21 protein-coding genes are annotated in these 23,965 nt (G+C 45.7%); 10 read left to right on the forward strand and 11 right to left on the reverse strand.

The features are described from left to right. Nucleotides 1–240: 240 nt before the first annotated feature. Complete coding sequence (locus NST40_RS26260) at nt 241–2,040, reverse strand: M3 family oligoendopeptidase (RefSeq protein WP_076184769.1); 1,800 nt, start codon at nt 2,038–2,040, stop codon at nt 241–243. Between the two features lie 118 nt (nt 2,041–2,158). On the opposite strand from NST40_RS26260, the gene NST40_RS26265 reads away from it, so the two are divergent. Beyond that, the gene (locus NST40_RS26265; protein WP_036685305.1) at nt 2,159–2,350 is read left to right on the forward strand and encodes a YycC family protein; all 192 of its coding nucleotides are present in this window, start codon (nt 2,159–2,161) and stop codon (nt 2,348–2,350) included. Beyond that, nucleotides 2,347–2,577 (forward strand): hypothetical protein, encoded by a 231-nt coding sequence (locus NST40_RS26270; protein WP_036685307.1) that lies wholly within the window; start codon nt 2,347–2,349, stop codon nt 2,575–2,577. The genes NST40_RS26265 and NST40_RS26270 overlap by 4 nt, the downstream gene beginning before the upstream one ends. A gap of 79 nt (nt 2,578–2,656) precedes the next feature. On the opposite strand, the gene NST40_RS26275 is transcribed toward NST40_RS26270, so the two are convergent. Both NST40_RS26275 and NST40_RS26280 read right to left on the reverse strand, forming a co-directional pair. Further along, nucleotides 2,657–3,373: a DUF2225 domain-containing protein gene (locus NST40_RS26275; protein ID WP_036685310.1), complete on the reverse strand. Its 717-nt coding sequence runs from the start codon at nt 3,371–3,373 to the stop codon at nt 2,657–2,659. A 36-nt stretch (nt 3,374–3,409) separates the two neighbouring features. Further along, nucleotides 3,410–3,793, reverse strand: coding sequence for a globin (locus NST40_RS26280; protein WP_076134176.1), 384 nt, complete (start codon nt 3,791–3,793; stop codon nt 3,410–3,412). A gap of 412 nt (nt 3,794–4,205) precedes the next feature. Here NST40_RS26280 and ylbJ point away from each other — a divergent pair, with 412 nt between their 5' ends. The 4 genes from ylbJ to NST40_RS26300 all read left to right on the forward strand — a co-directional run bounded on the left by ylbJ (nt 4,206) and on the right by NST40_RS26300 (nt 9,198). Further along, nucleotides 4,206–5,468, forward strand: a complete 1,263-nt coding sequence (gene ylbJ / locus NST40_RS26285) for a sporulation integral membrane protein YlbJ (protein WP_076277554.1) — start codon at nt 4,206–4,208, stop codon at nt 5,466–5,468. Nucleotides 5,469–5,542: 74 nt separating this feature from the next. After that, the gene (locus NST40_RS26290; protein ID WP_076184770.1) at nt 5,543–6,346 is read left to right on the forward strand and encodes an NAD kinase; all 804 of its coding nucleotides are present in this window, start codon (nt 5,543–5,545) and stop codon (nt 6,344–6,346) included. A gap of 146 nt (nt 6,347–6,492) precedes the next feature. Further along, on the forward strand, nt 6,493–7,677 hold the full coding sequence (locus tag NST40_RS26295; protein WP_076277553.1) for a copper amine oxidase N-terminal domain-containing protein: 1,185 nt from the start codon (nt 6,493–6,495) through the stop codon (nt 7,675–7,677). Between the two features lie 81 nt (nt 7,678–7,758). Continuing rightward, nucleotides 7,759–9,198 (forward strand): S41 family peptidase, encoded by a 1,440-nt coding sequence (locus NST40_RS26300; protein ID WP_076277552.1) that lies wholly within the window; start codon nt 7,759–7,761, stop codon nt 9,196–9,198. Nucleotides 9,199–9,528: 330 nt separating this feature from the next. On the opposite strand, the gene NST40_RS26305 is transcribed toward NST40_RS26300, so the two are convergent. From NST40_RS26305 to lipA, 3 genes are all read right to left on the reverse strand, one after another. Next, on the reverse strand, nt 9,529–9,774 hold the full coding sequence (locus tag NST40_RS26305; protein WP_342410137.1) for a hypothetical protein: 246 nt from the start codon (nt 9,772–9,774) through the stop codon (nt 9,529–9,531). 259 nt (nt 9,775–10,033) lie between these two features. Continuing rightward, entirely contained in the window at nt 10,034–10,708 is a 675-nt protein-coding gene (locus NST40_RS26310; RefSeq protein WP_341003797.1) for a YutD family protein, read from the reverse strand. Nucleotides 10,709–10,944: 236 nt separating this feature from the next. Continuing rightward, nucleotides 10,945–11,850 (reverse strand): lipoyl synthase, encoded by a 906-nt coding sequence (lipA, locus tag NST40_RS26315; RefSeq protein ID WP_036685320.1) that lies wholly within the window; start codon nt 11,848–11,850, stop codon nt 10,945–10,947. 254 nt (nt 11,851–12,104) lie between these two features. Between lipA and NST40_RS26320 the strand changes: the two genes are divergently transcribed. Then, nucleotides 12,105–13,205 (forward strand): M23 family metallopeptidase, encoded by a 1,101-nt coding sequence (locus tag NST40_RS26320; protein ID WP_341003800.1) that lies wholly within the window; start codon nt 12,105–12,107, stop codon nt 13,203–13,205. A gap of 38 nt (nt 13,206–13,243) precedes the next feature. Here NST40_RS26320 and NST40_RS26325 read toward each other — a convergent pair whose 3' ends face one another. Continuing rightward, the gene (locus NST40_RS26325) at nt 13,244–14,944 is read right to left on the reverse strand and encodes a glycoside hydrolase family 13 protein (protein ID WP_342410138.1); all 1,701 of its coding nucleotides are present in this window, start codon (nt 14,942–14,944) and stop codon (nt 13,244–13,246) included. Between the two features lie 122 nt (nt 14,945–15,066). Between NST40_RS26325 and NST40_RS26330 the strand changes: the two genes are divergently transcribed. After that, entirely contained in the window at nt 15,067–16,095 is a 1,029-nt protein-coding gene (locus NST40_RS26330) for a LacI family DNA-binding transcriptional regulator (RefSeq protein WP_076128009.1), read from the forward strand. A 480-nt stretch (nt 16,096–16,575) separates the two neighbouring features. Here the strand turns inward: NST40_RS26330 and NST40_RS26335 are convergent, their stop codons facing one another. From NST40_RS26335 to NST40_RS26350, 4 genes are all read right to left on the reverse strand, one after another. Beyond that, complete coding sequence (locus NST40_RS26335) at nt 16,576–19,575, reverse strand: alpha-amylase family glycosyl hydrolase (protein ID WP_076277549.1); 3,000 nt, start codon at nt 19,573–19,575, stop codon at nt 16,576–16,578. 243 nt (nt 19,576–19,818) lie between these two features. Continuing rightward, nucleotides 19,819–20,487 carry an alpha/beta fold hydrolase gene (locus NST40_RS26340; RefSeq protein WP_076220367.1) on the reverse strand — a complete coding sequence of 223 codons (669 nt, stop codon included), beginning with the start codon at nt 20,485–20,487 and terminating at the stop codon, nt 19,819–19,821. A gap of 155 nt (nt 20,488–20,642) precedes the next feature. Next, nucleotides 20,643–21,224, reverse strand: a complete 582-nt coding sequence (locus tag NST40_RS26345) for a hypothetical protein (RefSeq protein ID WP_036685335.1) — start codon at nt 21,222–21,224, stop codon at nt 20,643–20,645. An 18-nt stretch (nt 21,225–21,242) separates the two neighbouring features. Then, the gene (locus NST40_RS26350) at nt 21,243–21,779 is read right to left on the reverse strand and encodes a hypothetical protein (protein WP_076220368.1); all 537 of its coding nucleotides are present in this window, start codon (nt 21,777–21,779) and stop codon (nt 21,243–21,245) included. A 383-nt stretch (nt 21,780–22,162) separates the two neighbouring features. On the opposite strand from NST40_RS26350, the gene NST40_RS26355 reads away from it, so the two are divergent. Beyond that, the gene (locus tag NST40_RS26355; RefSeq protein WP_076128014.1) at nt 22,163–22,501 is read left to right on the forward strand and encodes a DUF6385 domain-containing protein; all 339 of its coding nucleotides are present in this window, start codon (nt 22,163–22,165) and stop codon (nt 22,499–22,501) included. Nucleotides 22,502–22,529: 28 nt separating this feature from the next. Further along, nucleotides 22,530–23,906, forward strand: a complete 1,377-nt coding sequence (locus NST40_RS26360; RefSeq protein ID WP_342410139.1) for a DUF6385 domain-containing protein — start codon at nt 22,530–22,532, stop codon at nt 23,904–23,906. Nucleotides 23,907–23,965: the final 59 nt, after the last annotated feature.

Raw genomic sequence — 23,965 nt, forward strand, 5'->3', positions numbered from 1 at the left:
TATAAGGCTCAAGGCTCATTATAGACCCCTTACATACGTCCAACAACATTATTCTACAAAATTGGGTTATTATCCCTAGTAATGCGCAAAATTCATAGATCATTCGTATATTAATTTTTATAAACCGGGGGTTTTCGACATTTAAGCATTAAAAAAAGACCCCTTAACCGGGGTCTTTGCGTGTTCACACTGAAATTCCGTTATTTTTTGTGTCCTGAAATTTGTCTTATTTTAGACATTTCACGCTAAATGCTCTGTCATCTCCAAGAACTCGTTAATATCAGCCACGATCAGATCTGTAGCTCCTTGCCAGAAATCCGGTTTTGTCAGATCCACTCCCAAATGTTTGAGCACCAAATCCTCCAATGTCATCACGCCGGTATCCTGCAACAAGCTATCATATTTGTCTGCAAAGGAAGCTCCCTCTTGTAATGCCAGACGATATAAGCCTGTACTGAACATATAACCAACGGTGTACGGGAAATTATAGAAAGGTACATCTGTGATATAGAAATGCAGCTTTGACGCCCAGAAGTGAGGATGATATTCAGAAAGCACACCACAGAAAGCTTCTTTCTGTGCTTCCACCATCAGAGCAGACAGTTCCTCAGCATTTACAAGGCCTTCCTTACGTTTCTCATAAAAGCGAGTCTCGAACAAGAATCGAGCATGAATGTTCATAAAGAATGCCACACTGTTCTGTATCTTCGTTTCAAGCAGAGCCAGCTTCTCCTCTGCATTGCCCGCAGCTTTAACCTGAGCATCAGATACAATCACTTCTGCAAAGGTTGAAGCGGTCTCTGCAACGTTCATTGCATAATTCTGATTAAATACAGGTTGATCATCAAGCAGGTAGGAATGATAAGCATGTCCCAGCTCATGGGCCAATGTTGAAACATTGGAAGGTGTGCCGCTGTAAGTCATGAATATCCGTGATTCTTTACTCTCAGGGAAGGAAGTACAGAATCCACCAGGACGTTTGCCATTACGATCCTCAACCTCGATCCAGTTATTATCAAAGGCACGCTCTGCAAACTCAGCCATCTTAGGACTAAATTTACGGAACTGTGTGACGATATCCTTCGCAGCTTGATCATAAGGGATCTTGCCGGAGGATTTGCCTACAGGAGCTTCGACATCGACCCATGAGAGAGAATCCAGCCCCAGCAGCTTGGCTTTACGCTGAAGGTAGGACACAAGTACAGGTTTGCTATTCGTAATCACGTCCCACATCGTATTTAAGGTGTCCTGTGTCATACGATTGATGCTGAGCGGATCTTTCAGAACATCGTCCCAGCCTCTGCCCTTATAGAGCTTCAGGCGGAAGCCTGCTAAGTGATTTAAGGTATCCGCGCAATTGTCTGCCGCTTCAGTCCAAGCCTCTTCCCATTTATGGAACATCGTTTGACGCACTTTTGGATCTGGATCATCCAGCTTATTAAAAGCTTGACCAGCAGATAGCAGCTTTGTTCCTTCTTCATCCTCAAATGGGATCTTGATCGAGCTCACAATCGTATCATAGTGCCCGCTCCATCCATGATATCCGTCAACAGCTAATTCCAACGCTAAGCTTTCCAGCTCAGGGCTCATCTTCTCACGGGCCAAATCACGGCTCTCGCTCAGTACGAACGTTAAAGGAGCAATCTCTGGACGAGCCATCCACTCAGCCCATACCTTGTCCGTAGTCTGACGAAGGACATTGCTAAATTGCGAGCTGATCCCTTCGAATCCGGCGCGCATGCTTGTCACTTTGGCCGCCAGCCTTACCGCACCCTTGTCCATCTGATTCTGAGCGCCTAGACAGTCTGCGAAGGAAGTGACCTCCACAAGTCTTCCTGAACAGCTCTGAAGCAATGCTATAACCTCATCCAATGCTTTTGTAGACGCAACATCCGTTGGTGCCACAGCATCCTTCACAAAGCCTTGCAAGGATAAAATATCTTTTTCAAGCTTGCTCAAGAACCCTTCTAACTCTGCAGACGAAGAACCCCCCGGAAAAATAGTATCAAGTTCCCAAGTCAGTGATAACGGTTGTTTCATGTGTACTCACCATTCCTTTGCTTTCATTTGACTTTCTTTGTAATTGTCTTAACACCATGGTAAAGTGAATAACGATATCTGAACATTTATAGCCGATAAACTTTAGGAGGGCATCCATATGAAGCCACTACAAATTTCACCGGAAACAGCCATTACGTTATCCAAGCAACTAGGCGTTCCTTTGGAACACTTGATGCATATGCCCCAACATATTTTACTACAAAAAATAGCGGAGCTATCCAAAAAAGAAAATCCCCCACAAACTGAGGGCGAAAATGAAGAGACTCCTTCTGGGAAGGACTCACAATGATTCCATTTAGTCATACCTGGCCTTATGACATCATTCTAGGCGATATGTATGTGCAATACTGTCCATTCTGCAACTCAGAGAATGTGCTTCTGCCTATGAAGCCAAAAGAATTACAAATCGTTCGTGACGGCAAGAAAAAACTGCTCGTCTTCCCCTGCTGCAGCGCCAGTCCTACAGTTATAGATAATGACGGCGATTACCTTTTGTTCGATCGAGCTGTCAGATAAGCAAATCCTAACATTTTCTTTCTACAAAGCGCAGAGGAGAATTTAAATTCTCTTCTGCGCTTTTTGTTGTTCGCAAACATTATGAACTTGAAGACAAGCCTTCGATATCAACTTCAACATCTAGAGCCTCAGCACGCATTTGCTCCCGTAAAATAACCCACTGCTCACGTGCCGCTCGAATCATCGCCGCATCCATGATCTTCTGATCATTAATCAGACGGGAGAACCACATTACAGCCACTGAGTATTCTCCGATGCGCCGATTAAGTTCGCCGATCAGGTACATGAGCCGGGCATCATTGCCGGCAATGCCATCTATTTCATAGACCTTAACATACTCGTCCAAAGAATAGCGTAAAAAACGCTTCTCCTGCTCAGTCTCCCCTTGATAGCGATAGAGCCAAGCAATATGATGCAGCAGACTTGCGATAATCCGATCTTTATCGTTAATACTCTGAGCACATAAAAGCGCCAGCTTATAGGTCTCGAGCGCAGTTTCCCAGTCTCGTTTCTCTCCAAAGTCCCGGCTCTTCCAGCGTTTCCCTACTTGTTCATTAAATGCCTTGCGCTGGCGTTCCGTCAGCTTGTCAGCCGAATTTTCTGTGGAGGCAAACCCGCAATTGGGGCAGACCCGTACAACATAATAATCCGGATTCTCATTTTTATAATACGCGCAGAAATCAGCATCACGCCGAATAGCCTTTTTTAGACTAGGGCGTACCCGCGAGGTTGAAAATTCATTTTCACAGTTGCAACACTTGACCTTAATAGAATATAGGGGTATTAACTCTGTCAAGTACTCTCATTCCTTTCAGGATCAACCTGTCCCTTGTTATTCCTGGGGCATGTTAACAAAATGATGTGCAGGACCTGCAAGGCGGCTAAGCACGAATGAACGCAGTGGTTCTTCGACTCCAGTCTCCACCAGTGCCTCTTTCATACATTGTAGCCACTCCTCAGCACGTTCTGGAGTAATAGGAATATGCATATGCCTTGCTCTCATCATGGGATGTCCATGTAATTCCGAATAAAGTGGACCCCCGCCAAAAAACTGTGTCAGGAATTGATATTGCTTCTCCAGAACTGGAGTAATATCTTCAGGGAACAAGGGTCCCAGCTGCGGATGAAGCTGTACCTTGGCATAGAACACTTCCACCAACCGATGTAGTGCTTCAGCCCCCCCTAGATTGTCATATATACTCTCATTTGGATTCATTGAGGTTACCAGCCTTCTTCCATATTAATGAAACGTTACTTATTTTATTATACCAAAGATAAGCATAACACGGATATCCGTCGAAAGTGCTCTCTAAACTACAGAAAAAAGGCGCTAAACTATAGTTCAGCGCCTGAAGAGTAAGGTTAGTAGGTCCTAAATTCCTCATCACCAGGAGGGACGAGAGAGACCCGGATTACATATACAAAAGCACAAACGAGAACTCCGGCTATAACGCTCATCGCCATCACTCCATCCCATTTAATCGTGTAACAGAGGGTGCATTTATTTATTACATAATATCATAATTCCTGCGAAAAAGCACAGATAATTGTAACCGCTTTCTCCATTTTTTTGTGCTGTTTGTCCCTCTTTTTGCATACATCTAACCATAGACCAGGAGGCGTTAATTATGACTTTTAAAAAGATTGGCGGCCCGCTGCTGGGATTCATATTGGCAGGTTGTATGCTGCTTATGTTACTTCATCCTGAAGCATCTCTTGCCGCAGCCTTACGTGGCCTGGCCATCTGGTGGGACGTGCTCTTCCCTTCACTGTTTCCCTTCTTCGTCATTTCTGAAATCATGCTAGGCTTAGGCATTGTCCATCTCTTCGGCGCTTTACTTGATCCACTGATGCGTCCCCTCTTCGGTATACCAGGCAGCGGTGGTTTTGTCGCGGCCATGGGATATGTATCAGGATATCCCGTTGGAGCCAAATTAACCGCTAAGCTGCGGGAGCAGAAGCTGATCAGCAGAATCGAAGGTGAACGCCTTGTAGCATTTACAACCTCCTCCGATCCTATTTTTCTATTAGGGGCGGTATCCGTTGGGTTCTTTCGCGATGCTTCTTTGGGGCTAATATTGGCACTAGCCCACTACGGAAGTGGCTTAATGGTTGGTCTCCTAATGTCATTTCATGGACGTAAGGAACAAAAGACTCCCACCCAAGACCCAACAAAAAGTAGTTCTGACGTCCCCACTGCTCCAGCAAAACAAGGATTCGGCAGAATACATGCCGCACTCCTTGCGATGTCCGAAGCCCGGCGCAAGGATGGACGTAGCTTCGGGGAGCTGTTAAAAGGAGCGATCCAATCCTCGCTACAGCTTATTATTGTCGTAGGGGGTCTGGTTGTATTCTTCAACGTGCTAATGGAGCTGCTTGCCCGTGCCGGAATCCTGCCCTCACTATTTAGCCTGGCCGGATCTCTCGTCTCCCTTGTTGGAGGGCCTCCCGAATTAGCTCAGGCCTTGATCAGCGGATTATTCGAGGTCACCATAGGTGCTCGTTCTGCTGGTGAAGCCGCTTCTTCCATCCCGCTTCAATTCAAGGTCGCAGCAGCTGCCTTTATTCTCTCTTGGGGCGGATTATCTGTACATGCCCAAGTCGCCAGTATTTTGAACGGTACCGGGCTGCGTTATCTGCCGTTCTTAACAGCGAGACTAATACATGCCGTACTCGCAGCAGGTCTCGTGGTGCTGCTATGGAAGCCTGTGATGGGATCAGGATTGTCTTCTGCCTGGGTCTCTCTGCCAGCCTCCACCGCCTTTACACCTTCAGCCTCTGGTGTCACTGCCAGCCTAGCTCTACTGAGTCTTATACTGGCCGCTGCTCTTCTAGTGTCACTGCTTATTCCTGTCTTTATGGCAATGCTCCGATTGATGCGCCGAAGTTGATTACATATTGTGTTCCGGGGCAAGATTGATTATGATCGGTGTATGACGGAATTATATAAAGGAGCTTGTACATCTTGAGATATTATGTTCTGGACCGCGGTGATGAGCTGTCAATCAAACTTGCCGAGCAATTTCACAAGCTGGCGGCGGAGCGGGATTTGCAACTGGATGCCGAGTCTCCGGAAATCGTCATCTCGATAGGTGGAGACGGCACAATGCTGCACGCTTTTCATACCTTTATCGATCAGATTCCCAACTTAGCCTTTGTAGGTGTGCACACAGGACACCTCGGCTTCTATGCGGACTGGCAAGCAGAAGAGCTGCCCACCTTAATCGATTATATGTGCGGAACCGGTGATACTGAGCCGCAGAAACCGCGCATTGTGAAATATCCATTAATAGAGCTGGAGATTCACAAAAAATCGGGATCTTCGTCTCACATTGCCCTCAACGAATTTACCCTTAAAGGGGTGGATGGAACTATAATGATCCAAATCGACATCAATGATGTCACCTTCGAAATGTTCCGGGGCGATGGACTTTGTATTTCAACTCCCTCTGGCAGCACCGCTTATAACAAAAGCCTTGGGGGCGCTATGGTTCACCCTTCAATAGAAGCGCTGCAGATTGCCGAAATCGCGTCTATTAACAACCGTGTATTCCGGACAATGGGCTCTCCGCTACTACTGCCGAAGCATCATCATTGTGACATTTTTTCATGTAAAGACCAGCGCTTGCTGCTCACCGTAGATCATAACAACATTCCTGTTGATGATCTGATTTCAGTACGCTGTCAAGTTTCAGACAAAAAAGTCAGCTTTGCAAGGTATCGTCCGTTTCCGTTCTGGAACCGTGTCCGTGAAGCTTTCTTAGTCTGAAATCAGGGGATCAAAAAGCTGGAGATTTCAATATCTCCGGCTATTTTTGGTGTGACAAAACTAACACCAATTGATAGACATAGAGAGAAATCAAATGGTATAATGAGGCTATTTTACAAAGAGTTACATAAAAGGAGAGAGTACTGTTGAAAAAATTATTATCCCTCTTGAGCATAAGTCTTCTGGCCCTGATACTGGCGGTCCCGGCTTTTGCTGCTTCAAAACCGATTGATGTTTATATCAACGGCAGTAAGGTTTCCTTTACCGCAGGAACCCCATACTTAGCGAACAATTCTGTACTTGTCCCTTTCCGGGTCATCTTCGAAAAGCTTGGACTCCAGGTGCTTTGGGATGCCAAGACTGGAACAGTAACAGGTAAAAGTTCAAATCTGGCGATCAGCCTGAAAATTGGCAGCAACCGCGCAACCGTTAACGGAACCGTGAAAAAACTGACCACCGCACCAGTCTCCTCAGCTGGCACTACATACATTCCTTTACGTTTTATCGCAGAGGCAACCGGAGGCACAGCCGTCTGGAATTCAACCAGCAGAAGCGTGCAAATTACCACCCCAGTATCCAAAGATAAGGACGAAGCAGCGATTACAGCATTAATCCGTTTGTCTAATAAATATTTCAATGAAGAAAAAGCAATTAGCTTCTATTCCCTTATGGATTCAGAATCCTCTAATGCGGAGTCGGTGGCGGATCTTAATGCATCCTTTGAGATTTTTGATATAAAAAATACTATTGAGAGTTTGGAAATCATTGATATTTCAGGCAATGATGCTACTGTATATACACTGGAAAGCTCTCGCCGGACAGGTGGGGCCTATACGCCAGATACAGAGGACGAATACATGTATACACTTGTCCGCAAGAATGGAAGCTGGAAAATATCCTCTGTGGAATCCCAAAGCTCCGTGATACTGCTGACTCATGAACAAGCTCTAAAAACAGCAGCTAACATTCCTCAAAATGATGCGGATGCCATCAAAGGTAATATCACCAAATATTATCAAGCTATGAATGAACAAAATTCGGCTGCTGTTCTCTCCACCATGACTTCATACGGAGAAGAATATGATACCTCCCTTAAGGAAGATCTGGAAGATTTCTTTACTTCATATGACGTCACTTATACTCCAAGCGTTTCGAATATCTACTATTTTAGCGCCAAAGAAGCCGCTATTTATGTAGAAAGCAAAGAGAAGGATGCCAGTGAAGAGGAAACTTTTGAGCAAGGCACGATCTTCATTTTATCCAAGTCGGATAACGGGGTATGGACTACTGATAACACCTACAGCGTTTACTATAAACTTGTGAAATCCTAACAACCATACGTCACAGAAAGTTAATTCGTGCAGTGTATACTTTCTTATCTTATAAATTATATAAAAAGGGCGTATGATTCCATGAAATTTAATAAAGTAATAAGTGCACTTCTAGGCAGCTGTCTGGCTTTATCCCTAACTTTTGCTCCAGTGGTGTCTGCTGCCGATGCCGCTCAGGCATCTACAGATAACCGTGATCTTATCAATGAAGTCATGAATATTCTGGAGAACTATAACCTCTCCGGTGTAGATAAGGATACCTTGATTCGTGGAGCCATTGACGGCATGGTGAACACCCTGGATGATCCCTATAGCCAATACTTCAATACCGAGGAAGCGGCACAATTTGAACATGATGTTGATCTGGAATACGTTGGTATTGGTGTTAGATTGCAATATACCGCAACAGAGCTCTACATCGAAGACATAACACCCGGTTCGCCTGCAGAACGAGCAGGTCTGAAACGCGGCGATACGATAGTCAAAATTAACGGAATCCCCGTTGAAGAGACTGAAGGTGACGAGTTAAGCGGAGCCGCAGGCACCAAGGTCACTCTGCAGGTGCTCCGGAATGGAGTGTCTAAATCATTTCGTGTAACCCGGAATGAAATCAGCTCAACTTCCGTTACCGGAACCATTGTTGGACAGAAGATAGCCTACATCACACTGAGCGGTTTCACACAGAATTCCGATGAAGAATTTGCCGCCATGCTGAAAAAGATGCGCGCAGCAGGTATGAAATCGATGGTGCTTGATTTGCGTGACAACTTAGGCGGCTATATGGATTCGGCATACAACATTACCTCCAATTTTATGGATAAAGGCATTATGATGTATACCTCTGATCAAACCGGAGCACTTACTCCAGTAACGATTACCAGCGGCAGCAAAATAGGCGTACCCGTCGTTATTCTAACGAATGAGTACACTGCCAGCGCTTCTGAGGCGCTTACAGGCGCATTACGTGATAATAAGCTCGCTACCGTCGTAGGCACTCGTTCTTTCGGCAAAGCACGTATTCAGAGCCTGCTTCCAATGTCTAATGGAGACATGCTGAAGCTGACTACGCAGAAATACCTAACTCCAAATAAAGAAGACTTTAATCACATCGGCCTTGCACCGGATATTGAGGTTAAAGGCAAAACTGCACAGCTGATTACCGCTCTTCAGATTGCAGGAATGAAAAGCATTGAGGTTTCCGGTGATCATCATATCTTGAACGTCAACGGGGTTGCCTTTGCTGGTAATGTGGGTCTAATAAAGCAAGGAGATAAGACTTATGCTTCTTCGCTCGTATTAGGTGCACTGATCGAAGGCGACATCACATGGGATGCCAAGAACAAAAAAGTCATCGTAACGAACGGGGCAGGTAAAGCGACCGGCTTTACATTGTCCTCCAAAGAGGCGCTTTCTCAGAACGGCGAGACCTTCATTGAATTAAATGCCTTTAAGAAGAAGTTCCCTGCGCTTGTATGGAGTTACAATGCAACACAGAAACAATTGAAATTATCTGTAAAATAGATCCTTAATCTCACTAATCATTAAGCTGCTGAATCAAGCACCAATGAGTAAAAACAGGAGTTGTCACATAAGCCATGAAATGGCCGTTGGGACAACTCCTGTTTTTTGTTTAGTTTGATAATATTTGCACCTACGAAACATCTGTAGCACCTATCGGACATGGATGACCCTAAACGCAATATTAATCCATATTTGTTATGCTATCGGACTCCATAGTCGCTATTGGTATGAAAAACACCATAATTACGCCTCTTTCTAACGAATAGCATCATTGGAGTCCGAAACACCGCTCAAAAGGCTGAAAATTCGCAAATAACGGCATCTGGGTCCTTAAGCCTTAGGGGATGATGAAACTGCTGGGTCAAGCAGCCAACGACTAACAGCAAAGAGCAGCAGAGCAACACACAGTAGCACAGCAACACCGAGCGGCACAGCAACACCGAGCGGCACAGCAACACCGAGCGGCACAGCAACACCGAGCAGCACAGCAACACCGAGCCACACAGCAACACTGAGCAACACCGCAACACTGAGCCACACAGCAACACCGAGCAGCACAGCAACACCGAGCAACACTGAGCAACACAGCAACACTGAACAGCACAGCAACACAGCAACACCGAGCAACACAGCAACACAGCAACACCGAGCAACACAGCAACACTGAACAGCACAGTAACACTGAACAGCACAGCAACACAGCAACACCGAGCGGCACAGCAACAGCAGAGCAGCGATCTCCAAGTAACGGGAGAAACGCTGCTCTGCTATTTTTTATAAGAAAAAAAGCTGGCTCATTCGTAGAAGGACTCTACTTATGGTTCAGCTTTCATCATTAAGGTTGTGAATTTTCTATGTTTTGATTGTTCTGGTTGTTTTGGTTGTTTTGAGCGCTTTGAGGTTTTGGTGTGTTTTGGGGCTTCTGAGACTGACCTTGTGGCGGTCTGCCTTGGAAATCCTTTTTGGATTTCTTGCCCTGTGAATCCTTGCCCCGGTGATTTCGGCTCTGATGTTCTCTCACAGGTCTATCCTTCGCCATATTGTCCTTAGAAGAAGTCATCTCTTTAAATGCCAATGAGTGATTCGAGCCTTGCTTAGAGGATGTTTCTTTAACAGAGAACTCTTTATCTGCAGCCGCTTCATCACTAGCTTCCGATTCTTGCTCCAAGGCCTCTTCATCACTCGGCTCTGGTATTTCTTTGATTAAAATATCCTTGAACATGCCTTCCTGTGGTACCTCTTTCAATTTATGCAGCACAAAATAAGCGCAGCCAAAATTGCAGTATTCATTAATATAATCAACCATACCCGAAATCGCTGTATCCCGATTCACCTTAGGATGGTTGTCCCGGTAAAAACCTTTCAAACGCAACTGACTGTAACCCCAGTCACCGATAATATAGTCGTATCTTTCCAGCACCTCGCTATATCTCCCGCGAAACGCCTCCGGATTCCAACCATCCTTATGATCCAACATAAGTTCATAGCCTTTTCCGCCTATTACGATCAAACCTTTTGTCGCCTGCCTTTCTTTGGGTATCGTGGCGTTGATTATGCCGCCATCTATGTGGAATATTGGGCTTTCGATCGCTGTTCTAGAACCGCTCCTACAGCACCAATATTCCCCTCCGATGACGCAAATCAACGATTTTTATGGGTAACCTAAGAGCAGAGATATCAGAACGCTGTCGCTTCTGCCTCCTCTTACTAACATTCTCCGTGAATTAAACCACAGAAAAGCAATAATTAGCTAGAAGAAACCGCACGCTCCTCGCGAGCTTGAGCTGCAGACTTCACCTGCTCATGCGCATGATAAGAGCTGCGAACTAGCGGGCCTGATTCCACATGGCTGAAGCCACGCTTCATTCCCTCTTCCTTCAACAGTGCAAATTCCTCCGGTGGATAATATTTCTCCACATTTAAGTGTTTTGGAGTGGGTTGCAAATATTGTCCTAAAGTCAATATATCACAATTTACGGCTCGCAAATCATCCATTGCTTGTAAAATCTCATTCCACTCTTCACCGACACCAAGCATGATGCTCGATTTGGTTGGAATATTGGGTTTCATTTCCTTGGCTCTACGCAGCAATTCCAAGGAACGAGGGTACTTCGCTTTAGCCCGTACACGATCTGACATCCGTTCCACGGTCTCAATATTATGATTAAGAATGTCTGGATTACTGTTCATGACAATCTCAAGACTATTCCGGTCTCCTAAAAAGTCTGGAATAAGCACTTCAACACTACATAACGGAAGGCGTTTACGAATCGCCGCTACCGTCTCAGCAAAAATCTGAGCGCCACCATCCGCAAGATCATCGCGGGCCACACTAGTCACCACACAGTGACGAAGATTCATTTTCTCTGCAGCTTCAGCTACACGTTCAGGCTCCTGCAGGTCCAGTTCTGTAGGCATCCCTGTATTCACTGCACAAAAACGGCATGCGCGTGTACAAATATCACCTAAAATCATGAAGGTAGCCGTACGGTTTGCCCAGCATTCATAAATATTCGGACACCTAGCTTCTTCACATACGGTATGTAAAGTTTTGGAACGCATCATGCTTTTGATTTCCTGATAGTTGTCACCGGTAGTTAGCTTAATCTTAATCCAATCCGGTTTAGGTTGCTTTGCTGTTTTATTAGACAAAATGATAAACCCCGCTTCCTCCTGAATGTGATGCTGCAGATGAAAGTTGCTGCCTCATATTATAACATGTGCGATTTACAATTGCCTGTTTTTGTGAAATATGCAGGGTGTATCATCTGGAATTTCCAGCGAGATTTTTCTGGTACCTTTAGACAAGAACGGATAAAAAGTAGCATTTTGCACCAATCTATAAAAAAGCTTCATCCGAAGTAACTACATTCAATTTAATGCCCGGACAAAAGGAGGCTGTTATCTTGCTGGCCCTATTGAAGAATATTAAAGACCGGAGAACCCTGTTATGCCTGTCCGCGGCCGCTATCCTCTGGGGTGGTTTAAACCTTCCCGTTTCAGCAGCTGTAGCGCGGCCTACAATCCAACCGGTGATGAGCAGCGGGGATCCCGCTAGTGCTAGCAAAGAAGCGCAATGGTCTGGCCGAAGACAGCTTTATGAGCAAATGAGCGCAGCTACTGGTATCCCGTGGTTTAGGTTCGCAGCCATTGATCAATATGAACGCACGCTCGCCAAAAAGGGAGCCTCAGGGCAGCCTGTCTCCACGCGCCTTACAGCCATAAAGATCCCGGCACCGGTATGGGCTGGTCCACTCAATCCGGATCAAGGGGATACTTCCCCGAACTCCATTAGCTTCTTTGATGGTTTTGGCAGTGATGGCTCAGGAGACGGGATTGCTGATCCAGAGAATGATGCGGACGTTCTGTATAGTATGGCTAGACACTTATTGAAGTATGGACAATCCGCTAGTGATTTCAGTATCGGGGTCTGGGAGTATTATCACAATGGCCGCGCCTCGCAGCGCATTACCCAGTTCGCGAAGTTATATGAACATTTTGGACGGCTGGACCTATCCGGCAATGCCTTCCCGCTTCCCTTAAGTAACCTTTATTCTTATCGTAGCACTTGGGGCACTGGAAGAAGCTGGGGTGGAGCACGTATCCATGAAGGAACAGATTTATTTGCACCTCAAGGAGTGCCAGTCCGAAGCACCTGCTTTGGCTTAGTGGAGACAAAAGGCTGGAACCGGTACGGCGGCTGGAGAATCGGGATTCGCGATATTGAGAACCGTTACCATTATTACGCTCATCTATCTGGATATAACAAAACCATTTCTCGCGGAGATATAGTCACCCCCGGTGAAATTATTGGCTGGGTAGGCAGCTCGGGTTACGGCAATCCCGGAACACAAGGGAAATTTCCTCCGCATCTACATTTTGGCATTTACCGCGATCGCGGAATTACCGAATGGGCTTTTGATCCGTTTCCGTTGCTGAAACAATGGGAGAATCAGGAATATAGAGACTTAAAGAACAAAAGAAGCAAAAAAAGTGCCGTAAATTAGAATAAGGTCCCTTTCCTTAGAGAGGGGCCTTTTCTTTTTTAATACAACATCAAACAGCCGAATGGTTCAATGCTGACCGTAAGCTTATTATTATTTTTAAAAATTACTCCAGACAATAAATCAGTTAATTCGTTCTTATCAGCTCGATATGGGCTAAGCTCTAGTTGGTAAGGGTTTGGAGAATTATTGATAATCAGCCCTATCTTTTCGTGCTCCACACCTCGTATGTAACCAAGCACATTACGAACTTCATCAGTAAACCAAGGACGGAAGGAACCTTTGCGCAGAACCTCATGACTTTTTCTCAGAGAAATCAACTGTTGATACCACTTATGCAGCACTGCATTCTGAGCTTGTTCTTGCCATATCATAGCTTTTCTACAGTGGGGGTCCGTCGCCCCTTCCATCCCAACCTCATCCCCGTAATAGATCATTGGAATGCCGATATAGGTTATCTGGAAAAAAACAGCCAGCATCATACGTTCAACAGCGGTACCCAAGCGGTCCCAACCACGCCCACCTTCTTTACACGCCGTAAGAAACCGCAGGGTATCATGGCTGCCAAGCAACTGAAACATAGCCGAATTCGCCTGGTCATTATACAACGCCTCCTGATGGAGCAATTGCTCCATAAAGCGAACTGGCCCCGTCGATTGTTCCGCAAAAAATTCTAATACTGCATCACGAAGCACATAATTCATTCCTCCATCGAACTGATCCCCTCTAAGCCATGGCCCAGAAGCATGCATAATCTCACCGATCAGCAGGATTTCAGGATATTCAGATTTGAGTTCTTGCCGAAACCGGGACCAAAAACGCGGATTAACTTCATTGGCCACATCCAGACGCCAGCCGTCAATCCCTGTCTCGCGCACCCAATACTTCGCAACCTCAATCATGTAATTCGCCGTATCCGGATTATCCATGTTCAGCTTTGGCATATGCGCTTCAGCTTTGGCAAACGTTTCATAATTGGGTACAGGGGTCTGCGTAACCGGAAAGGAATGAATGAAGAACCAATCTTTATACGGAGATTGCTCTCCTTTTGCCAACACATCCTTAAACGCGAAAAAGCGGTCTCCCGAATGATTAAACACAGCATCTAAAATCACTTTGATTCCATGTCTGTGCGCCTGGCCGACCAGTGCCTTCAATCCTTCCGTATCCCCAAATACTGGATCAACCTTATAGTAATCGGAGGTATTATATTTATGCTCTGAAGGAGACTCAAAGACAGGCGTCATATAAACAACGTTTACTCCTAACTGTTGCAGGTAGGGCATTTTGTCAGAGATGCCTTGTAAGGTCCCTTCGTTATAACTGCTGGGATAGATTTGATAGGTTACTGCATCCATGCTCCATGAAGGTAACTTCAACGCCTCAGAATGATGGAGATATGCATATTGAAAAGAACCCGCACGTTCCCGGTTCTCCGACGCCCCTCTCTCTCCATACCAGACATATTCACCCGCAGGATTAGTTACATGGAATAGATATCTGCATTTTTTAGTAGGGGTCTCAATGACCGCTTCATGTATCTCATAAACACCTGCCGACCCAATCCGCTCCATCTGCAAGGGAACTTCATGCCCCGGAGAATCATAACGGTCTGAGTAGATGACGGTACAGGATAATTGCTGTCCAGCTTGCGTGAACAGTCTGAGCTTCAAGATGCCCGTACCCATAGGATAGGCAAACGGATCTTCACTTGTATGATATAAAAACCATGTATGAGGCATAACTTCTAAACTCCTTTTTATGCTTTTATCGTTAAATCTATAAGACTTATTGTGATTAGAGAGACTGCTAAATTTGTGTTATTATGGTTACAAATACCGTTCCGGATTATGAGGGGAAGACAATGAAAGTAACCATTTCTGATATTGCCAAAGCAGCCAATGTGGCTAAATCTACCGTATCCAAAGTATTAAACGATTCCCCAAAAATATCACAGGAAACGAAACACAAAGTTCGCGAAATTATGAAGCAAATGAACTATACACCAAGTAGTATCGCTACCGGATTAGCCAGACAAAGCAGCTGTAATATTGGTCTCCTGGTCGATATGTCCAAGGAAAGTGAATTTCTAAACCAATTTTTCTACAACATCATCGGTGGAATAGAAAGTGTAATTGCGCCTTTAAAATACGAGCTGACTATTTCCAATGTGCAGCATAGTAGTCCGGAAGGACATTTTCTAAATAGACTTGTATTCAGCAAACGTGTCGACGGAATCATAGCGAATAACTCCGTACTAACGGAAGAGCTTTGCGAAGAACTGAACCGCTTGGAGTTTCCCTACATCTCCATCGGCGAAATTATGACTCCCGGAAGCTGGGTTGATTTCGATAATGAGGCAGGCGGCAGCATGCTGACCTCACATTTAATAAAGCAGGGGTACTCCAAAATAGCCTTCATAGGCGGGCAGCAGCAGGAAAAGATTTATACCCATCGTCTGAGTGGATATTTGCAAGCATTGCAGCAAGCAGATCTTGCCGATCAGCAGCAATGGATTATCAATTGTAAGGCTGATGAACATGAGAGCTATCATGCTGCACTTGAGCTTCTACAGAGCGAAGATCGACCAGACTCCGTAGTATGCATGAACAGCTATGTTGCCTTCGGGGTGCTTCAAGCTGCAAAATCACTGGATATTCATGTTCCCTCACAGCTCGGCATTGCCGCATTTGATGAATATCCTCTGTCCCGTTACACTACGCCTCCTCTAACCTCGCTAAATATCGACACCTTCCAGCTGGGGGTATCTTCAGGCGAGCTGCTGATGCAACGCATTCGTAATAACAACATACCCTCTAGGCATTTGCTTCTCGAGCCAGAACTCATTCCTCGTGAGTCAACTATGAGATCGCAGTTCCCGGCGGGAACGTAGTGAAGAGGCGGGAAGCTTGGTTGCGCTTGTATAGCTGACTGAACTTTATTGCGCTGCGTGCTGTTTTGGCTTGATTGTCTAGAGTAACTGAGCTTGATTGAGCTTGTATAGCTGACTGAACATTATTGCGCTGAGTGCTGTTTCGGTTTGATTGTCTGGAGTAACTGCTTTAGCTTGATCGAATTTGAGTAGCTAAAATGGCTACATCGGATTTAATTGCATTTTGTGCAATACAAATCCTTATAGGATGGGTAACATTCGATTTAATTGCACTTTGTGCAGTCAAAACTCATAAAATCGGTAAAAAACAGCCTTTTTCCTGAATTCTACTGCACAAAATACAGTTAAATCTTTCTACCAGCTTCAAACAGAAAGTTTAATTGTACTTTCTGCAATTAAAAAGCTTCATACTGCTTACCAAGGAGCGGCCCCATACGGGAGCCGCTCCTTGTTGTGTTTAAGCTGTAGATATTATGAAGCTTATAGATCCTTCCAGCGCTGAACCGTCAGATTTACGGTTTGTGCACCGCCTGATGGCGTAAGGGTTCGATTGGAAAGATCCGATCCATTCGAATTCACCTCCACATTAGTCCAAGCACCTCGTGTAACTTTGTATTGAATTGCTGTTCCCGCCGGTAGACTTAGTGTGATGGAGTAAATACCATCACTGCCCTTCGTCAGTTGGTAGTTCGGATCTGCCGCATTCCAGCTATTGAAGGAACCGGAGAGATAAACGGGACCACTCACAGGAGTAGACGCAGGAACAGTTGCTCGGAATGTAACACTATCCGCTTGTGGCTCTCCTGCGGTGATGTTGCCATTCACCATACTCCAGGTGCCCGCAGCAAAATGATAGTTATTGCCTCCATTGTTATCCCATGTGCCACTGCCATTATTAAAGGCTGCGGTCAGCCCAGCTGCCGTGTCCAACTGAATCGTAACCGCCTTATATCCTGTAAAAGCAGAAGCTTGAAGCTGCTCGCCTGGAGACGTCGTCCAGACCGTTGAACCATCGAGCTTATAATGGATATAAGAGCTGCTATAAGCCGCATTCTTATAATAGATCGTTGCCGTACTACCGACAGGTGTTGCCGTTGGTGTTGGCGTTACGGTCGGTGTTGGCGTTACGGTTGGTGTTGGCGTTACCGTTGGCGTCGGTGTTGGCGTTACGGTTGGTGTCGGTGTCGGCGTTACCGTCGGAGTTGGCGTTGGTGTTACCGTCGGTGTCGGTGTCGGCGTTACCGTTGGTGTCGGCGTCACGGGTCCACCCGATTGAATATTGCCAGTTGGTGTATAGGTCCAGGTGCCGGTACTAAATAAATAGTTGCTGCCCCCATTACTGTCCCAAGTGCCGCTGCCATTGTTAAAGCAAGCTTCAAGCTGGCTGGCTGAGCCGATATTAATCGTTATTTTGTTGTAGCCTGCTACATCAGAGACAGGTATCGCCACACCCGGTGATGTCGTCCAAGTTCCGCCTGCAGGGCGATAATGAATATAAGGCGAGGCATAGCCCTGCTTATAGTAAATAGTGACACTGTTCCCCGCTGGTGTTGTCACTGAAGCAATCGCGCTAAGGAGGGATAGATTGCCTGCTGCATCCATTGCTTTTACCGTATAGTCATACGTAGTACTGGCAGATAATCCGTTATCTGTATATGAAGTAGTTGCGGATGTACCCACTTTTACGCCGTTGCGATAAATTTCATATCCGGTCACACCTACATTGTCGGTGGAAGCGGTCCAGCTTACTAAAGCACTGGATGCATTTTGAACGGTTGCGGTCACGTTAGTGGGTACAGTTGGAGCAACTGTATCTGTAGGAAGCTGTTGTTTGGCATAGATTTTGGCTGCATTTGCACCCACGGTTACAGTGATCTGCTTGCCAGTTGCTCCACCCGATTGTACGGTTACCGTATCCGAAGTGTTCAACTGGTTATAAAGAACCGTCCCGACTGCCAAGCTGCTCTCTGCACGCAGTGGAATGGTAACGGTCTGCGAGCCGCTGGATTTATTACTGAATACGGAGATAACTTCCTGCCCCAGATTAGTTCCAGTGTCAATACGACGTGAAAAAGCATATAAGTTCTGTGCAGACCACATTTCACGTTGAGTGCCTGTACGGAGTGCCGGATTATTTTTCCGAATCTCATTAAGTTTGGCTACGTGCTTGTAGGTGCTGGCATTCTCATTAAAATAATTCTCTATTACATTGCCGTTTGCATCCCGTTTCACCATTGACCAGCGGTTCCAGGTATCGGCGATGCCTCCCGTCATAATCTGCCCATTACCATTGCCTTTGTTCTGTTCCGTACCTTGGAAGACAACGGGTGTTCCACGCACTGTAAAAATAAAACTCAAAGCGTTCTGCAGCTTATCTACGCTTCCTCCAGCTTCTGTGAGAAAACGATTGCGGTCATGATTGTCGATAAAGGTAACCATGTGATTTGCATTTCCGTTATAGTAGGAATCCTGTGCCAAGGTGCTTTTAATATTGGAGTCAAAAGACTGCCCATATGCGAAGCTATTTAGAACGGAGAAGAACATTGGGAAATCAAGCATGCCCCACTCCTTGTTGTTGCCGACCCAGCGCGAGACAAATTCAGCATTGCCGTCAAAATTCTCGCCAAAGGTATTAACCCCCAGATAATTTTGCAATTCACCAATATCAGTCGGCTTCATCAGCTTGGCTGCGTCTACACGCGCACCATCTGCCCCTGTATAGTCAAACCAGCCTTTAATCGAATCAAATATGGCCTTTTTAGCAGCAGGGACATCGAAGTCAATGTCATCCAGTCCGCCTAGATCATGATTTTCTAAGTAATCCTGTGCCCATTGATCGTATCTTCCGTCTGCCAAAGACCAGTTGATATCTCCGTTATGGTGATACCAAGCCGGGTTATTGAAAGGAGCTGCTGGCTGCAGACTAGGGATATCATAGTAGGCTTGGGTACCCAGCATATAATCCCCGATATGGTTTGGCACAACGTCTATAACTACCTTGATGCCAACCGCATGTGCGGAATCCACTAACTCCTTCAGCTTCTCCTTTGTACCGAAGTAGGGATTGGCTGCGTTAGGGTCCTTAACGTTGTACCCGTGATACGCCGTGTTTTTACCACTGCCATTGTTCTCCCGATTCGTCATCTGCGGCTCCGCCACTGGGGAAATCCAGATCGCGGTGTAGCCCATATTTTTAATATAAGACAGCTTGTCGATCACTCCTTGCCAATCTCCGCCTTTCATATAACGGAAATCTTCTTCAGAGTTCTCGCCATAGCGAATTGCCGCTCCCGTAGCATTGTTGGAAGAGTCCCCGTCATTAAACCGGTCAACCATAATCTGATAAATGGTATCATTCTCGTTAATCGTACCGATGCTGGCTGCATCTGCCTGTTGTGGCGCTAAGACGAATAAATTAATCACAGTAGAAAGAAGAATAGATGTAATCAGAACGGGCACGTACCATAACTTACGTTTCATCGCGCGCATCTCCCTCTCTTATTAAAGCGTATTCATAACACACTAAAACCTACTTCTTGGATTAAAAACGACCTTTCCAGCGATGTTTTTGGCATAGAAACAAACGAATTTTAGGGAAACCGGTTTCCCTACTAAAAATTACCATGACACCGGACGCGTTGTCAAGCCTTAAAATTGAAATGCACAACAAAAAAAAAGCTCCTATTTAGGAAGCTCTTGGAGTTGAATATTTACTGTTTGAGTTCAGCGTCCCGCCGTCTGAATAAACTGCAAGACCTCATTCATAATTCGGTCCTTCTCTTCACAATGGCACACCATATGACCACTGTTGTTGACCATCAGCACCTGTTTTTGGGTTGCCTTGATCATATGATGTCGTAGGTAATCGGCGCTTCTAGTCTTCACTAGATGATCTCTTTTTCCTTGCACGATCAGGGTTGGAGTCTCAATATGCGGATAGACAGAAAAGCTCTCACGAACCAATCGCTGGAACTCTCGAGTTGCTTTTGGAGGCGTTGAACTGAATTTACTAATATAAGTTTTTAGCATGGAAAAGCTCCCAAGAGTCTTAATAATTTCTACAGGATTCAGCGGAAACACAGGGGTAGACAACAAAGTGAGAGATTTAATCCAAGGTTTATAGCGCACGGAAAGATGTGAAGCAATAAGAGCACCGGTTGAAAAACCGATCAGATGAACGCCGTCATTTGTCTTTAACAGCTCTGTTAATTCATCCTCAGCACTTTGCTGCCAATCATGTCGATCCGAATGCAGTAGATCATTCCTGCTGCCCCCGTGCCCCTTCAGGGTAAATGTTCTGGAACGATAATTATGCTGCTCCATAAACTGGGACAAGGGAGAGATTTCATGCTCACCTCCGGTAAAGCCATGAATAAATAAACAACTTTCCATAATTGTCCCTCTTTTCACATTCCAAACTGAATTCCAACTTTATTGTATAATGCCAATCCCCTTTATTTTCTATTCATTCCAACCTTCTATGTAAAACCTTAACCAAATGATGTCAAGGTTTACCACCGTTATAGGTTCAAAAAAAAATATAAACTCTATTGCTCCCACCAAAGAAGACCAAGTGCAGAAGTAATCGTTAAGCCTACAGCCGAGCTAGATGAAGTTACGTTAGCACAAATAGCAGTCCCCGGCGGAACGATGATGCTGCCCGTAAAGTTCTGTGAGAAAGCGCCTGGAGCTAATTGATAATTGTAAAGTGTCGTCCCCCCGCTAATTGCCGCTGTTGAAGATTGAACGGTCATCGCACTTGTAGCCGCGCTTCCGAGATTATTATTGGTTGGTGTCAAGGTTGCAGGAGAGGTTAACGTCCCTCCTTTTACAATTGTAAAGCTTCCAGACATAGCCGATAGCAGAGAAGATCCGCCGATACTGCCGCTAATACGAGAGATATATACGGTTTTCCCGCTACCAGCAGCATTACTAATCCGAATAGAAGTAATTGCAGAAATAAGACTAAGTACGACCAAACTAGACGCGGATGTGTTGGTAGAATACAAGACCGCAGCCTTCGAAGCACTTATTTCAGGTGGCGCGCTGATATCCGGAGATTGGAAGGTATTGACCATATCCACAAAAAGAGGTTGATCATTGTCGTTAAACACATATTGATTAGGCATGATTATCCCCTCCCATTTCTAATATTCCCACCAGCTGATAGATGTTGTCGCTGCTGAAGTTCCCGATGCAATCGTGATGGACGTGGTTATGGAATTTCCGGGAGGAACAACGATTTGTCCAGTAAAATCAACAATGACGGGACCCGCTGCCAGTAATATAGATACTAGAGTGGCCGGACCTCCCGTAGGGGCAGCAGTCGAGGTTCTGGCCGTCATCACACTGGTTAACGCACTTCCAAAATTAAAATTTATCGGTGTAACGGTAGTCCCGGTGACCGTAGCGTTCCGAAGCAGAGACAAAGTAACAGCAGCTGTTGCCGAGCTAGCTGCAACACGGGATACATACAATGTACGTCCGCTGCCTGCCGGATTACTAATCTGAACAACTAACGGTGCAGCAGTCGTTACCGTAGAAGTAAAAGGGATTCCAAACAATAGCCCCGCCTTAGCCGCTCCTCCCTCCGGAGCTGAATCTATACCAGGTGCAACATACGTGTTGACTTGTTCTGTAAAGAGTGGCTGGCTACTCTGATTAAAGACTGAATCGTTTGGCATGCGCTACCCTCCCCGTACTTGAGCTTATCTTATTTTATGCCGCTCTAAGTAACAGGTTGTTTGGGAATGTGCGTATTTTTGCTTTCACAGCCCAATCACCTCTTATTTTTCACCATATATTATTATCACCATTCGAATGGCTAAGGATTGTCCCTAACGGTTCGCGGCTTATTGAACTGCGGTTTATTGATGCTCAGGGCTCAAACGACGGTTAGGGTCCTTTTATGGATAGGGTTCCAGAAAACCCGTAGGAGGTGAATGAAATCCATAACGGTCTGGAACTAAAAAAGCGCAGCAAAATAAAACACTCAAAAAAACAGGGGAATTGTTCTAGAAATCCGCAATCATTTCCACCTCCAAAGGGTCGAAGAAACCGCCGTAAGGTGACGATCAGTCCTTTATTTTCCGAGCATCAATTTATCGGATTCCCCGTGTCCAGCTCCATTTCACCTCTGCCTTGGCAAAAAAGCGGAACTAAAACGATGATCTCTTACGCAGTTATGAACCAAGGAGACCACCCTGTTAGCGTCCGCTTGGAGATTAGTCCGAACAGTTTTGATTCTTTTATAGATTCAGAAGAGATCGTGGCTGCAAAAGAAATGAAGGTGCTAGTGCCAAGCAGATTTTTAAAGTGGACTCGGATATCCGCCTCCACGCAGCAGTCAACGGGTTTAGGCAAAATTGATGTATACGTCCAAGCCCAGTCTATAGGTATGAGTTAACAATTTTATAAGAGAGGGACGAGGAACTTTGCCTAACTACAGCTCTTTTCAAGCTAATCCCGATAATCTACGAACGCTTATTTTTGGCCGGGATGCCTCGCTGATTGATCATCCGCTCACTACAGATCCAGGCGGAAATCTAACGACAATTATCCTAGATGGTACGATTTCCAATATACTCGGAGCTACCATCACTGCGGGTACTTTGTCCTCAGCGGGAACAGTTACTAACATTCTTAACGGGACAATCACCAGCGTACTCGGAGCTACCATCACAGCGGGTACCTTGTCTTCCGCAGGTACGGTCACCAATATCCTTAACGGGACCATTACCAGCGTACTTGGAGCTACCATCACCGCCGGTACTTTGTCCTCAGCAGGTACGGTCACCAACATTCTTAACGGGACCATTACTAGCGTACTTGGAGCTACCATCACTGCGGGTACTTTGTCTTCCGCAGGTACCATTACTAACATTCTCGAAGGCACGATTACTAGCGTGCTCGGAGCTACGATTACGGCTGGTACCATTACTAGTGTACTAGGCGCAACTATTACCGCGGGTACTTTGTCCTCAGCAGGTACGGTCACCAATATCCTTAACGGGACCATTACCAGCGTACTTGGAGCTACCATCACCGCCGGTACTTTGTCCTCAGCAGGTACGGTCACCAACATTCTTAACGGGACCATTACCAGCGTACTTGGAGCTACCATCACCGCCGGTACTTTGTCCTCAGCAGGTACGGTCACCAACATTCTTAACGGGACCATTACTAGCGTACTTGGAGCTACCATCACAGCCGGTACCCTTTCATCCGCAGGTACAGTAACCAATCTCTTAAACGGGACCATTACCAGCGTGCTTGGAGCCACAATCACCGCGGGTACTTTGTCCTCAGCAGGTACGGTCACCAATCTCTTAAACGGGACCATTACCAGCGTGCTTGGAGCCACAATCACAGCCGGTACTCTGTCCTCCGCAGGTACAGTAACCAATCTCTTAAACGGGACCATTACCAGCGTGCTTGGAGCCACCATTACCGCTGGTACGCTCAGCAGTGTGACCTCTATATCACAACGCAGCTTTATCGAACAGACGACGACGGGTATTGCAACTGCTAATGCCTATACTCCACTGCCAGCAGTGACTACGAGCGTATTGGGTACCTATTCCTTTTTCATCAATAACACTGGAGCTAACCCAGTCAACACACGAGTAGAAATCAGTGCTGACGGAACAAACTATTTCGTCGATACCACAGGAGATAATCCTTTAGCAGCAGGTTCTATCGATGTGATAGTTCCAGCCAGATTCCTGAAATATACACGCTTATCCTATCAATCAACGAATGCAGGGGCCGCCTCAACAATAAATGTAAGTTTCAACGCACAGGGAACGTAATGCAGATGCCCATCATATGTTGTAACGAAAGAGTGCATGGATATCCATGTGCTTTTTCT

The sequence above is a fragment of the Paenibacillus sp. FSL R10-2778 genome, from assembly GCF_038593035.1.
Lineage (GTDB): Bacteria > Bacillota > Bacilli > Paenibacillales > Paenibacillaceae > Paenibacillus_AQ > Paenibacillus_AQ odorifer.